Origin of the sequence: Pleomorphomonas carboxyditropha (assembly GCF_002770725.1) — a bacterium.
GTDB classification, from domain to species: domain Bacteria; phylum Pseudomonadota; class Alphaproteobacteria; order Rhizobiales; family Pleomorphomonadaceae; genus Pleomorphomonas; species Pleomorphomonas carboxyditropha.
In genome coordinates, this window is record NZ_NQVN01000026.1 from 51,129 (window position 1) to 63,791 (window position 12,663).

Consider the following 12,663-nt stretch of genomic DNA (forward strand, 5'->3'; position numbering starts at 1 on the left):
CTTTCATCAAGGCTATGTAGCTGTTTCATATATATAATTTATTGTCATCCTCCGCGAAGGCGGAGGACCTCGGGCCGGAAAGGGCGCCCGGCCGATATCGGGCGCCCCTTCCGAATGACGTGTATGTCCAAGCCGGAACTGCCGGAGCAACCGGTCAGAACTTCAGCGCCTTGACCTGGCGCACCACCGGGATGGCCTTCACCTTGTCGAGCACTTCGGCCGGCACGTCGCCATCCACCTCGACGAGGCAGATGGCGTCGGCGCCCTGTTCGAGGCGGCCGAGGGCGAAGGTGGCGATGTTGATGCCGGCGTCGCCCAAGAGGCCGGCGAACTTGCCGATGAAGCCCGGCTTGTCCTCGTTGGTGACGTAGATCATCGACGGCGCGAACTCGGCGTCCATCTTGATGCCCTTGATCTCGACGATGCGCGGATGGCCGTCGGCGAACACCGTGCCGGCGATCGACCGCTCCTGGCGATCGGTGGTCAGCGTCAGGCGGATCAGGCTCTCGAAGTTGGCCGAGGCGTTGTTGCGCACCTCGGCGACGGCGATGCCGCGCTCCTTGGCCATCACCGGCGCCGACACCATGTTGACCGACTGCAACAGTGGCTTCAGCACGCCGGTGATCGCGGCGGCGCTGAGGGCGCGGATGTTCATGCCGGCGACTTCGCCCTCGTACTCGATGCGGATCGCCTTGAGGCCGGTCTCGGTGAGCTGGCCGGCGAACGAGCCCAGGAGCTCGGCGAGCTTGACGAACGGCGTCAGGCGCGGCGCCTCCTCGGCGGTGATCGAGGGCATGTTGAGGGCGTTGGAGACGGCGCCCTTCATCAGGTAGTCCGACATCTGCTCGGCGACCTGCAAGGCGACGTTCTCCTGCGCTTCCGTGGTGGAGGCGCCGAGATGCGGCGTGCAGACCACCTTCGGGTGGCCGAACAGCGGATGGGCGGTGGCCGGCTCGGTCTCGAACACGTCGAGGGCGGCGCCGGCGACGTGGCCGGAATCGAGCGCCGCCTTCAGGTCGGCCTCGACGATCAGGCCGCCGCGGGCGCAGTTGATGATGCGCACGCCCTTCTTCATCTTCAGGATGGCCGAGATGTCGATGATGTTGCGGGTCTTCTCGATCAGCGGCACGTGCAGCGTGATGAAGTCGGCGCGGCGGAACAGCTCGTCGAGCTCCACCTTCTCGACGCCGAGCTCGACGGCGCGCTCGTTCGACAGGAACGGATCATAGGCGATGACGCGCATCTTCAGGCCGACGGCGCGGTCGGCGACGATCGAGCCGATGTTGCCGCAGCCGATGACGCCGAGCGTCTTGTTGGTCAGCTCGACGCCCATGAAGCGGTTCTTCTCCCACTTGCCGGCATGCGTCGAGGCATTGGCCTCGGGAAGCTCGCGGGCCAGGGCGAACATCAGGGCGATGGCGTGCTCGGCGGTGGTGATCGAGTTGCCGAACGGCGTGTTCATGACGATGACGCCGCGCGCCGTGGCGGCGGGCACGTCGACGTTGTCGACGCCGATGCCGGCGCGGCCGATCACCTTGAGGTTCTTGGCGTTGGCCAAGAGCTTCTCGGTGACCTTGGTGGTCGAGCGGATGGCGAGGCCGTCGTAGTTGCCGATGATCTCGGCCAGCTTTTCCTTGTCCTTGCCGAGATCGGGCTGGTAGTCGACCTCGACGCCATGGTCCTTGAAGATCTGGACGGCGGTGGCGGACAGCTTGTCGGAAATGAGAACGCGAGGAGCCATGGGAGTCATCCTGGGTTGGATGGCGCCTATACCTTGTCCTTTCCCGCTCGTCGGAACGGAAAAACGAGACCGGTAGCGCCGGATGGAATGTCACTGCGGCTAAAGGATTTTCCCGCCCGATTGAGGGGAGGGTAGGAGGAGGCAAGCAATGGCTCGCCTCTCCGAGAAGTATAGATCAGGCGGCCTTGGCGAGCCCGGCCAGCGCCTTGTCGAAGGCCCAGTCGATCCAGGGCGTCAGGGCGGCGACGTCGGCGGTCTCGACGGTGGCGCCGCACCAGATCCTGAGGCCCGGAGGGGCGTCGCGGTAGGAGGCGATGTCGAAGGCGACGCCTTCCTTTTCGAGAAGGCCGGTCAGCGTCTTGACGAAGGCCTGCTGGCCCGCGATGTCGAGCGCGGCGACTTGCGGGTGGACGAAGCTCAGGCACACCGAGGTGTTGGAGCGGATCGCCTCGGTTTTCGCCAGGAAGGCGACCGACGGCGTCTTGGCGACCCAGTCGGCGATGGCCCTGGTGTTGGCGTCGGCGCGGGCGATCAGCGCCTCGAGGCCGCCGATGGCCTCGGCCCACTTCAGCGCGTCGATATAATCCTCGACGCAGATCATCGACGGCGTGTTGATGGTGTCGCCCTTGAAGATGCCCTCGATCAGCTTGCCGCCGGAGGTCAGGCGGAAGATCTTCGGCAGCGGCCAGGCCGGCTTGTAGGTTTCGAGCCGCTCGACGGCGCGCGGGGAGAGGATCAGGATGCCGTGGCCGCCCTCGCCGCCCAGCACCTTCTGCCAGGAGAAGGTGACGACGTCGAGCTTGTCGAAGGGCAGGGCCTGCGCGAAGGCGGCGGAGGTGGCGTCGCAGATGGTGAGGCCCTGGCGGTCGGCCGGGATCAGGTCGCCGTTCGGCACGCGCACGCCGGAGGTGGTGCCGTTCCAGGTGAACACCACGTCGCGGTCGAAATCGACCTTGGCGAAGTCGACGATGTCGCCGTAGGGCGCCTCGAAGACGCGGGCGTCGAGCTTCAACTGCTTGACGACGTCGGTCACCCAGCCGGCGCCGAAGGATTCCCAGGCCAGCATGTCGACAGGGCGGGCGCCCAAGAGCGACCACAGCGCCATCTCGACGGCACCGGTATCGGAAGCCGGCACGATGCCGATGCGATAATCGGCGGGAACGCGCAAAACCTGGCGCGTCAGGTCGATCGCCTCGGCGAGCTTGGTCTTGCCGATCTTGGCGCGGTGGGAGCGGCCGACCGGCGCCCCCGCGAGAGCCTCGACGGTCCATCCCGGGCGCTTGGCGCAGGGGCCGGAGGAAAAACGGGCATTAGCCGGCTTGAGAGCCGGCGCGGCGGTCGCGTCAGTCATGTAACTATCCTTTCAGATAGGCGCTCCTCGGTGGGGAGGAGTGTCCCGCCGCCTGAGCTATCGGAAAGGCCGTGCGCCGTCAAGCCGGCTCGACGCGGCTCGATTGGGAGTGTTGCCAAAAGACAAGCGGCGGGGAGACCTATGTCTTCCCGCCGCTGTCGCATGTTGAATTAGCCGGCTCGTCAGTTGAGATAATAGCGCAGGCCGAGGCGCACCTCGTGGGCGGCGATATCCTTGTAATCGGTGCGCGTCACGTTGCCGGAGCCATCGGTGACGGTGCCCGTCTTGGCATCGCCCAGGTTGAGGTAGCGGTAGCCGAGATCGAGGCTGAGGCGATCGCTGATCGGATATTCGACGCCGGCCATCACCGCCCAGGCGAAGTTCCACTTGCCCTCGCCCTTCGGGCCGTTGCCGGTGTTGGCATCGAGACCGCCGGACTTGACGTCGCTGGTCTTGAGGTAGGAGGCGCCGGCGCCGGCGCCGATATAGGGCTTCAGGCCATGGAAATCGCCGAGGTCGGCGTAGAGGTTGGCAAGCGCGCTGTAGGCGGTGATCTTGGCGCTTTCGCTGGCGTTCCAGGTGCCGCCGCCGCAGGGGGTGCTCACGCAGAACACCGAGCCCTTGAACTTGGCGGGCGTCTCGTAGTCGAGCGTCAGATCGGTGCGGAGATAATCGTTGAACTTGTAGCCGACACCGGCGCCGAAATCGGCCGCGCCGAGCATCTTCTCGTCGCGCATGTTGCCGTTGTTGCCGATGCTGCCCCAGCTCGGGTCGCTGAACGAGGCCTTGGGCGCCTGGTAGAATTTGTAGCCGATATCGCCACGCAGATACCAGCCGCCGACGGCCGGCAGCGGCATCGGCTCGGGCGCTTCGATGATCGGCGGGTATTCCGTCGGCATGTCGGCGGCGCTGGCCATGCCGGAGAAGGCCACGAGGCCGAATGTCGCAGCCATGGCCAGGGAGAGGTTCATTGTGAGACTGCGCATAAGTCGATCCTTCCGGAGAAGCATGATCGCGAGGCGGTGGGCCGCCGTTCATCATCGCTTTCGGATCGAGTATTAGGGCAAGTCGGTTAATCCGGACTTAACTACGTTGCTTAACCTTGATGATCCGTAAAATTGCGGAACTCTCTGGGATTGCTGACGAAAATGCCCCGGTAGCATTGCGCCGCCGGGGCAGGTCCGGAAACAAACCGACAAAAACGTCAAATGGCGGCGTTGCCGATGGCATCGACGATGTCGCCGACCGCCGCGGCGACGAGATCGGCGTTGTCGCCTTCGCCCATGACGCGGATCAGCGGTTCGGTGCCGGAGGCGCGGACGAGGATGCGGCCGCCGGCGCCGAGCCGGCCCTCGGCGGCGACGATCGCCGCCTTGACGCCGTCGTCCTCGAGCGGCTTGCCGCCCTTGAAGCGGACGTTCTTCAGAAGCTGCGGCACCGGGTCGAAGCGGTGGCAGACCTCGCTGACCGGCTTGCCGGAGCGCTTGACGACCGCCAGCACCTGCAGCGCGGCGACCAGGCCGTCGCCGGTGGTGGCGTAGTCGGACAGCACGATATGGCCGGACTGCTCGCCGCCGACGTTGTAGCCGCCCGCCCGCATCGCCTCGACGACGTAGCGGTCGCCGACCTTGGTGCGGACCAGCTCGAGGCCGATGCCCTGGAGGTAGCGTTCGAGGCCGAGGTTGGACATGACGGTGGCGACGAGGCCGGGCCGGGCGAGGCGGCCGTCCTCCTTGAAGGAAGCGGCGACCACGGCCATCAACTGATCGCCGTCGACCACCTGGCCCTTCTCGTCGATGATGATGACGCGGTCGGCGTCGCCGTCGAGGGCGATGCCGATGTCGGCCCTGACCTCGCGCACCTTCTCGGTGATGGCGGCGAGGCTGGTCGAGCCGCAGTCGCGGTTGATGTTGAGGCCGTTCGGCTCGACGCCGAGCGCCACCACCTCGGCGCCGAGCTCCCACAGCACCTCCGGGGCGACCTTGTAGGCGGCGCCGTTGGCGCAGTCGACCACCACGCGCAGGCCCTCGAAGGAGATGTGGCGGGAAAGGGTGCGCTTGGCCGATTCCACGTAGCGGGCGCGCTCGCCGTCGACGCGCTTGGCGCGGCCGAGATCGGCGGGGGCGGCGAGGCGGCCGGTGAAGTCGCCGTCCAGCATGTCCTCGATGGCCAGCTCCACCTCGTCGGACAGCTTGTAGCCGTCGGGGCCGAACAGCTTGATGCCGTTGTCGGCGAAGGGATTGTGCGAGGCGGAGATCATCACGCCGAGGTCGGCCCTGAGCGAGCGGGTCAGCATGGCGACGGCCGGCGTCGGCACCGGACCGGTCAGGAACACGTCGACGCCGACGGCTGTGAAGCCGGCGGTCAGCGCCGGCTCGATCATGTAGCCGGACAGGCGGGTGTCCTTGCCGATGACGACGCGGTGGCGGTGGTCGCCGCGATGGAAGGCGAGGCCGGCGGCCATGCCGACCTTGAGGGCGATTTCCGGCGTGATGGGCCAGCTGTTCGCCGTGCCGCGGATGCCGTCGGTCCCGAAAAATCTGCGTGCCATGTCGTTCGTCCGCGCTTTCCCTAAAAGGGGCGCCCCGGGCGCCTCGTTCTTTTTGCGGCCCGGATGATAAACGGCCGGTGAACGGCAGCGGGTCAAAAATTGTGAACGACTGTTACGGCTTGGCGGGTTCGATGCGAGAACTCAGCGTTCGGTCAGCTTCAGCTCGATGCGGCGGTTCTTGGCGTTGGCCTCGTCGCTGTCGCCCTCTTCGAGCGGCTGGAATTCGCCGAAGCCGGCGGCCACCAGGTGGTTGGGCGAGATGCCCTTGCCGATCAGGTACTTGACCACCGAGATGGCGCGCGCGGCGGAGAGCTCCCAGTTGTCGCGGAAGCGGCCGGTGCCGGAGAGCGGCCGGGCGTCGGTATGGCCGTCGACGCGCAGCACCCAGGCGATCTCCGGCGGGATCTGCCCTTCGAGCTGCAACACCGCCTCGGCCAGCTTGTCGAGCTCGCCCCGGCCGGCCGGGTTGACGTCGTCGTTGCCGGAATCGAACAGCACTTCCGACTGGAAGACGAAGCGGTCGCCGACCACGCGGATGTCGGAGCGCTGCGACAGGATCTCCCTGAGGCGCCCGAAGAAGTCGGAGCGGTAGCGGGCCAGTTCCTGCACGCGCTGGGCCAGCGCCACGTTGAGGCGGCGGCCGAGGTCGGCGATCTTGGCCGAGCTCTCGCGGTCGCGGGATTCGGAGGCGTTGAGGGCGTCCTCCAGGGCGGCGATCTGCCGCCTCAGCGCGGCGATCTGCTGGTTGAGCAGCTCGACCTGGGCGAGCGCCCGCTGGCTGACGCGCTTCTCGTCGGAGAGCTGCGAGCTCAGCGCCTCGGCCTTGCTGTCGGCGGCGTCGGCGGCGCCCGACTGGCTGGCGATCAGGCCCTGGAGGTTGTCGCGGGTGGCCAGCGCGTCCTTGAGGTTCGATTCCAGGAGCGCGACGTTGTCCTGCAGGTCGCGGTTGGAGGCGCGCTCCATGGCGAGCAGCTCGGTCAGCTCGGCGATCTGGGCGTTGAGGCGGCCGAGCACGGTGTCGCGGTCGGTGATCTGCTGGCTCAGGAAGAACTGGGCGAGAGAGAACACCGACAGCAGGAAGATGATCGACAGCACCAGCGTGGTGAGCATGTCGACGAAGGCCGGCCAGTAGTCCTGCTGGGTCGAAAACCTGCGGCGTCCGAGGGCCATGGTCGAACTCCCTCCTGCCTGTTCAGCCGCGGTCCGAACGCTCGACGGCGCCGGTCAGAAGCTCCAGCAACCGGCGGATTTCCTTCTGCTGCTCGCCCTGGCTCTCGGCCCAGGCGCGCACCAGTTGCTGCTCGGCGCGCATGTGCTGGACGAGGCCCTGGATGCCCTCGGCGAGGTTGGCCATCGCCTGGCTGGAGCGGGTGCCGGCGCCGCCGTCCTGGATCTGCTTGGAGAGGTGCTCGAGGGCGCCCCTGAGGTCGTCGATGTTCTGGGCGTCGCGGATGCTGGCGCCGACGTCGCCGGCCGAATCGAGCTCGGCCTGGGTGGACAGCCAGTCCTCGAGGTCGAGGTAGAAGCGGTTCTGCGCCTGCCCGGCCTGAAGGTCGAGGAAGCCGACGATCAGCGAGCCGGCAAGGCCGAACAGCGAGGACGAGAAGGCCGTGCCCATGCCGCCGAGCGGCGCCTGCAGGCCGCTTTTCAGATCCTCGAAGATGACGCTGGCCGTGCCGGAGCCGACGTCGAGGCCCTGGATGGTGGCGCCCACCGAATTGACGGTGGAGATCAGGCCGTAGAAGGTGCCCAGGAGGCCGAGGAACACCAGAAGGCCGGTCATGTAGCGGGAGATGTCGCGCGCCTCGTCGAGACGGGTGGCGATCGATTCGAGCAGCGAGCGCATGGCCGAGGCGGAGATCGCCCGCCGGCCGAGCCGGTCGCCGAGCAGCGTCGCCATCGGGGCGAGCAGCACCGGCTGCTTGCGCACTTCGAGGCCGGGCTCGCCGAAGCGGTAGGTGTTGACCCAGCGCACCTCGGCGAACAGGCGGATCACCTGGCGGAAGATCAGCAGGATGCCGACCAGCGCCACCGAGAAGATCAGGCCGTTGAGGCCGGGGTTGGCCATGAAGGCGGTCTTGAGCTGCCGCGACAGCAACAGGCCGACGAAGGCGGCGATGACCAGGAACACCGCCATCCGCCAGAGATACACCTGAGGGCTGGTGAGCTTGATACCGGACGCATCTTTGGCCATGGCTGTTCGCTTGCTCTTTCTGATCGCGGCGCACAGTAAACGCGATTTACGGCAAAAAGAGCAAGGTGCACGGCCGCTTCGCCCCAATTTTTCAGGGGAAGCCGCCCGGAGTCGCGGCGCGCGGCGGTCAGGCCTTCCTGAGCGTGGCGAGAAGCTGGGCGTGGATCGCCTCGTTGCCGGCCACCAGCGTGCGCGAGGCGTGCATGTCGTCCTTGCCGGCCTTGTCGGTGACGAAGCCGCCGGCCTCCTTGATCATCAGCCAGCCGGCCGAGGTGTCCCAGGCGTTGAGGTCGTCTTCCCAGAAGCCGTCGAGCTTGCCGGCGGCGACGTAGCAGAGGTCGAGGGCGGCCGAGCCGAGGCGGCGGATGCCGGCGCAGTTGGCCATCACCTGGCGCAGTTCGTTGAGATAGCGCGGGTGGTTGCCGCGGCCGAGATGCGGCACGCCGGTGCCGATCACGCATTCGGGCATGTCGCGGCGGGCCGAGACGCGCAGGCGGCGGTCGTTGACGAAGGCGCCGGCGCCGCGCTCGGCGGTGTAGAGCTCGTCGGTGGCCGGGTTGAAGACGACGCCGGCGATCGGCACGCCGTTGCGCTCCAGCGACACCGAGATCGAGAAGATCGGGATCGAGTGCAGGAAGTTGGCGGTGCCGTCCAGCGGGTCGACCACCCAGCGGTGCTGCTCGTCCTCGCCGGCCACCTCGCCGCGCTCCTCCATCAGGAAGCCGTAGCTGGGACGCACCCGCTTCAGCTCGTCGAACAGCACCTGCTCGGAGCGCCTGTCGGCGGCCGAGACGAAATCGCCCGGGCCTTTCATCGACACCTGCAGGTTCTCGACCTCGCCGAAATCGCGGGCAAGACCGCGCCCGGCCTTGCGGACGGCCTGGACCATGACGTTGAGGAGGGCGGAACGAGCCATTTTCTCGGGATCCTTCAGGGAAAAACGTTGGCTGCGTAGCCATCACAAACGGCCGCCGAGCGCAAGTGTTGGTTTTATTTTTTGCCTCAGTCGCCGGCGGGCCTCCGGCCCTTAGGCTTCCGCTCCGCTTTACGCCTTTCGGGGCTTCGCCACGAAAGGCCCGCTCCGCGCGGCGCCGCTTGGCGCCGGAAGCCGCTGGTCGCGGCTTCGGGTCTTGATTTTGGCCTCAATCGCCGGCGGGCCTCCGGCCCTTAGGCTCTCGCGCTCCGCGCGGGCGCCGCTTGGCGCCGGAAGCCGCTAATGCGGCTTCGGGTCTTGATTTTGGCCTCAGTCGCCGGCGGGCCTCCGGCCCTTGGCTTTCGCGCTCCGCGCGGGCGCCGCTTGGCGCCGGAAGCCGCTAGTGCGGCTTCGGGAGCAATTGCCTGCGAACTGGTAGGAGATCGATATCGGTGGGCCGCTCCATTCTGCCCGAGGTCCTACGCCTTCGCGTAGGATGACAATTTATGGATAGGTTATGTACCTGTTTCCTATATATAATTCTGTCATCCTACGCGAAGGCGTAGGACCTCGGGCAGGAAAGGGCGAGGGGGAAATATAGGGCTCCGTCTTGCGGCGCCGTTCAGTTGCCGGCGTCGACGCCGGGCAGGTTGGGGGGCTGTTCCTCCGCCTTCGCTGCCTCCGGCGCCAGAGTCTGTTCGAGCCAGTCGTCGGTGAGGCCGGCCGCCTTGGCGTAGCTGTACCAGTGGCGGGCAATGTCGAGATCGCGCGGCACGCCCTCGCCGGCCACGTAGAGGCGGGCGAGGCGGCTCTGGGCCACCGGGTTGCCGGCCTCGGCCGCCACCTTGAACCAGGCGGCGGCGATCTTCTGGTCGCGGACGACGCCGGTGCCGTTGAACATCATGATGGCATATTCGACCTCGGCGGCGACGTGGCCGGCGCGCGCCGCCTCGCCCATCAGCCGCGCCGCTTCCGCCTCGTTCTTCGGCACGCCCTGGCCCTCGCGGTTGAGGGCGGCGAGCGCGTAGACGGCGTCGATGTTGCCCTCGTCGGCGGCCGCCTTGAACAGGGCGGCGGCGCGGCCATAGTCGAGAATGCCGGAGGACGGGTCGATGCAGAGAAGGCCCAGCCAGTAGTTGGCTTCGACGACGCCCTTGCCGAGCGCCTCTTCGAGATAGTTCGCCGCCTTCTTCTTGTCGACCGGCATGCCGACGCCGAGCGCGGCGAGGTTGGCGAGCTCGACGAGGGCCTGCGGATCGCCATTGTTGGCGGCGAGCCGGTACCAGATGATCGCCTCGTCCGGCTTCCTCGGCAGGCCCAGGCCGTTGGCGTAGAGATAGCCGATCAGGCTCTGCGCCTTGGCGTCGCCCAGCTTGGCGCGCTCGACGGCGATCTCGAAGGCGGTGAGGTAATAGCCGCGCTGGAAGGCGCCGAAGGCGTAGTCGATCTTGTCGTTGTCGGGCAGCGACTTGAGCAGGTCGGGAACCGCCGGCGCCGCCGTCGTCGCCGGTGGCGGCTCGGGCTTCGGCGGCGGCGTCGATTCGACCGCTGCCGCCGGCGCGGCGAGGAGGATGAAGCCGATCGCGGCGGCGAGACGGGCGGCGCGGACTTCAGGCGGCATCGGCATCGCGGTTTCGGCTCTGTTGGGATCGATCGTCCGAGGCAGCGTTAGCGGCCAAGTTGGCCGGGATTGCGGCGGCTATTCATTGTCCGGGACGTCTTGGGCGACGCGGTCGAGGATGGCGTTGGCCTCGGCGATGGCGGCGGCCGGTCCGTCGGGGTGCTCCCAGACGGCGGCGCGGACGGCGACGAAGTCGGCGCCGGTGCGGGCGCAGGTCTCGACCGAGGCCATGGAGCGGCCGGACAGCAGCACGGAGGGCGGCTCGAACAGCTCGGCCCACCAGGCGCCGAGATCGATGGTCTTGCGGTGCGCCTCCTCGCCTTCCTCGAGGTCGAGGAGGCCGAAGAAGATGTAGTCGGCGCCGGCCTCGCCGGCTTCCATCGCCTCGTGGCGGGCGCGCAGGTTGCCGGCGCCGACGATGGATTTCGGCTGCAACGCCTCGATCGCCTCCTTCAGCGCCGTCTCGCCCGCCTCGATGTGGATGCCGTCGGCGCGGGCGCGGCCCATGACGCGGCTGTTGCCGGAGACGAGCGCGGCGACGTCGTGCTTCTGGGCGATCGGCACCAGCGCCTCGGCGATCGCCTGGAGGTCGTTTTCCGTGACGGCGTCGGGGGCGATCAGCAGCGAGGCGACGTCGCCGGCGGCCAGCGCCGCTTCGAGCTTGGGCGCGAAAGTGGCGGCATCGACGACGCGGGGCGTGATCAGGAACAGGCGGGCGCGCAACTTGACCTCCGAGAAAGGAAAGCCCCGTGCCCCAGGTTTTCCCGGAGCACGGGGCGCTTCATATCACAAACCTGGCTGACAAACAGGCTTTAGCCCTCAAGCGCCTTGACGCCCGGCAGCTCCTTGCCTTCCATCCATTCCAGGAAGGCGCCGCCGGCTGTCGAGATGTAGGTGAAGTCGTCGGCCGCGCCGGCGTGGTTGAGCGCCGAGACGGTGTCGCCGCCACCGGCGACCGTCAGGAGCTTGCCGGCCTTGGTGGCGGCGGCGGCATACTGGGCGGCGGCCACGGTGGCCTTGTCGAACGGCTCGATCTCGAAGGCGCCGAGCGGGCCGTTCCAGACCAGCGTCTTGGCCTTGTCGATGGCGGCCTTGACGGCGTCGATCGACTTCGGGCCGGCGTCGAGGATCATGGCGTCGGCCGGAACGGCGTTGACGGACACCACCTCGTTGGCGGCGCCGGCCTTGAACTCGCGGGCGATGACGGCGTCGACCGGCAGCACGATCTCGCACTTGGTCTCCTTGGCCTTGGCCAGGATGCGCTTGGCGGTGTCGGCGAGGTCGTGCTCGCAGAGCGACTTGCCGACGTTGACGCCCTGGGCGGCCAGGAAGGTGTTGGCCATGCCGCCGCCGATCACCAGGATGTCGACCTTGGCGACGAGGTTTTCCAAGAGGTCGATCTTGGTCGACACCTTGGCGCCGCCGACCACGGCGAGCACCGGGCGCTTCGGCGTGCCGAGGGCGGCGCCGAGAGCGGTCAGCTCGGCCTGCATGGTGCGGCCGGCATAGGCCGGCAGCTTGTGGGCGAGGCCTTCGGTCGAGGCATGCGCCCGGTGGGCGGCCGAGAAGGCGTCGTTGACGTAGAGGTCGCCGAGCTTGGCGAGGGCGTCGACCAGCGCCGGGTCGTTCTTCTCCTCGCCCTTGTAGTAGCGGGTGTTCTCGAGCAGCAGGATGTCGCCGTTGGAGAGGGCGGCGATGGCCTTCTCGGCCACGTCGCCGATGCAGTCGTCGGCGAAGGCGACCGGCTTGCCGATGGCCTTGGCCAGCGGGGCGACGATCGGCTTCAGGCTGTCCTCGGCCTTGCGCTCGCCCTTCGGGCGGCCGAAGTGGGCCAGGAGGACGACCTTGGCGCCCTTGTCGGCGAGGTCGCGAATGGTCGGAACGATGCGGTCGATGCGGGTGGTGTCGGTGACGACGCCGTTCTCGATGGGAACGTTGAGGTCGACGCGGACGAGGGCGCGTTTGCCGGCGACGTCGGCGTCATCGATGGTCTTGAAGCTGCTCATGGTGGGTCCTCGCTTCATGCGCCGCCGCTCCGGTGTCGCGCGGGGCCGCGCTTGCGGCGGAAGGGCGGTCTGCCGCGGTAAGAGCGGTCGAGCCCGCCCTCCGGCGGGACCCCGTCGTGGGGGTCGTCCGGAGAGCGGGCCCTGACCTGTTCGTTCTGGCTCAGAGGGTCTTGCCGATGGCGACGGCGGTGTCGGCCATGCGGTTGGAGAAGCCCCACTCGTTGTCGTACCAGGAGAGGATGCGGACGAGCGAGCCGTCCATCACCTTGGTCTGGTCGAGGTGGAA

General features: G+C 67.7%; 10 protein-coding genes and 1 pseudogene. All 11 read right to left on the reverse strand.

Features of this window, described 5'->3' with window-relative positions:
* Positions 1–154: 154 nt before the first annotated feature.
* A complete protein-coding gene (gene serA, locus CJ014_RS23865) occupies positions 155–1,741 on the reverse strand; it encodes a phosphoglycerate dehydrogenase (protein ID WP_100083010.1) in 1,587 nt (528 codons plus the stop codon).
* 175 nt (positions 1,742–1,916) lie between these two features.
* A complete protein-coding gene (locus tag CJ014_RS23870; RefSeq protein ID WP_100083011.1) occupies positions 1,917–3,092 on the reverse strand; it encodes a phosphoserine transaminase in 1,176 nt (391 codons plus the stop codon).
* 182 nt (positions 3,093–3,274) lie between these two features.
* Positions 3,275–4,078 carry an outer membrane protein gene (locus CJ014_RS23875; protein ID WP_165790970.1) on the reverse strand — a complete coding sequence of 268 codons (804 nt, stop codon included), beginning with the start codon at positions 4,076–4,078 and terminating at the stop codon, positions 3,275–3,277.
* Between the two features lie 218 nt (positions 4,079–4,296).
* The gene (gene glmM / locus CJ014_RS23880; protein WP_100083013.1) at positions 4,297–5,643 is read right to left on the reverse strand and encodes a phosphoglucosamine mutase; all 1,347 of its coding nucleotides are present in this window, start codon (positions 5,641–5,643) and stop codon (positions 4,297–4,299) included.
* A 141-nt stretch (positions 5,644–5,784) separates the two neighbouring features.
* Positions 5,785–6,813 carry a peptidoglycan -binding protein gene (locus tag CJ014_RS23885; protein WP_100083014.1) on the reverse strand — a complete coding sequence of 343 codons (1,029 nt, stop codon included), beginning with the start codon at positions 6,811–6,813 and terminating at the stop codon, positions 5,785–5,787.
* 22 nt (positions 6,814–6,835) lie between these two features.
* Positions 6,836–7,837 (reverse strand): flagellar motor protein MotA, encoded by a 1,002-nt coding sequence (locus CJ014_RS23890; protein ID WP_100083015.1) that lies wholly within the window; start codon positions 7,835–7,837, stop codon positions 6,836–6,838.
* A 127-nt stretch (positions 7,838–7,964) separates the two neighbouring features.
* Positions 7,965–8,753, reverse strand: a complete 789-nt coding sequence (locus CJ014_RS23895; RefSeq protein ID WP_100083016.1) for an inositol monophosphatase family protein — start codon at positions 8,751–8,753, stop codon at positions 7,965–7,967.
* A gap of 619 nt (positions 8,754–9,372) precedes the next feature.
* Entirely contained in the window at positions 9,373–10,377 is a 1,005-nt protein-coding gene (locus CJ014_RS23900) for a tetratricopeptide repeat protein (RefSeq protein ID WP_100083017.1), read from the reverse strand.
* 72 nt (positions 10,378–10,449) lie between these two features.
* Positions 10,450–11,094 (reverse strand): thiamine phosphate synthase, encoded by a 645-nt coding sequence (locus tag CJ014_RS23905; RefSeq protein ID WP_100083018.1) that lies wholly within the window; start codon positions 11,092–11,094, stop codon positions 10,450–10,452.
* An 89-nt stretch (positions 11,095–11,183) separates the two neighbouring features.
* Positions 11,184–12,377 (reverse strand): phosphoglycerate kinase, encoded by a 1,194-nt coding sequence (locus tag CJ014_RS23910; protein ID WP_100083019.1) that lies wholly within the window; start codon positions 12,375–12,377, stop codon positions 11,184–11,186.
* Positions 12,378–12,537: 160 nt separating this feature from the next.
* Positions 12,538–12,663 (reverse strand): annotated as a pseudogene (locus tag CJ014_RS23915) (glyceraldehyde-3-phosphate dehydrogenase); the annotation flags it as partial.

Excerpts from the sequence above, each read along its gene's own strand:
- serA (WP_100083010.1), bottom strand. The coding sequence starts at position 1,741 with ATGGCTCCTCGCGTTCTCATTTCCGACAAGCTGTCCGCCACCGCCGTC.
- CJ014_RS23870 (WP_100083011.1), bottom strand. The coding sequence starts at position 3,092 with ATGACTGACGCGACCGCCGCGCCGGCTCTCAAGCCGGCTAATGCCCGT.
- CJ014_RS23875 (WP_165790970.1), bottom strand. The coding sequence starts at position 4,078 with ATGCGCAGTCTCACAATGAACCTCTCCCTGGCCATGGCTGCGACATTC.
- glmM (WP_100083013.1), bottom strand. The coding sequence starts at position 5,643 with ATGGCACGCAGATTTTTCGGGACCGACGGCATCCGCGGCACGGCGAAC.
- CJ014_RS23885 (WP_100083014.1), bottom strand. The coding sequence starts at position 6,813 with ATGGCCCTCGGACGCCGCAGGTTTTCGACCCAGCAGGACTACTGGCCG.
- CJ014_RS23890 (WP_100083015.1), bottom strand. The coding sequence starts at position 7,837 with ATGGCCAAAGATGCGTCCGGTATCAAGCTCACCAGCCCTCAGGTGTAT.
- CJ014_RS23895 (WP_100083016.1), bottom strand. The coding sequence starts at position 8,753 with ATGGCTCGTTCCGCCCTCCTCAACGTCATGGTCCAGGCCGTCCGCAAG.
- CJ014_RS23900 (WP_100083017.1), bottom strand. The coding sequence starts at position 10,377 with ATGCCGATGCCGCCTGAAGTCCGCGCCGCCCGTCTCGCCGCCGCGATC.
- CJ014_RS23910 (WP_100083019.1), bottom strand. The coding sequence starts at position 12,377 with ATGAGCAGCTTCAAGACCATCGATGACGCCGACGTCGCCGGCAAACGC.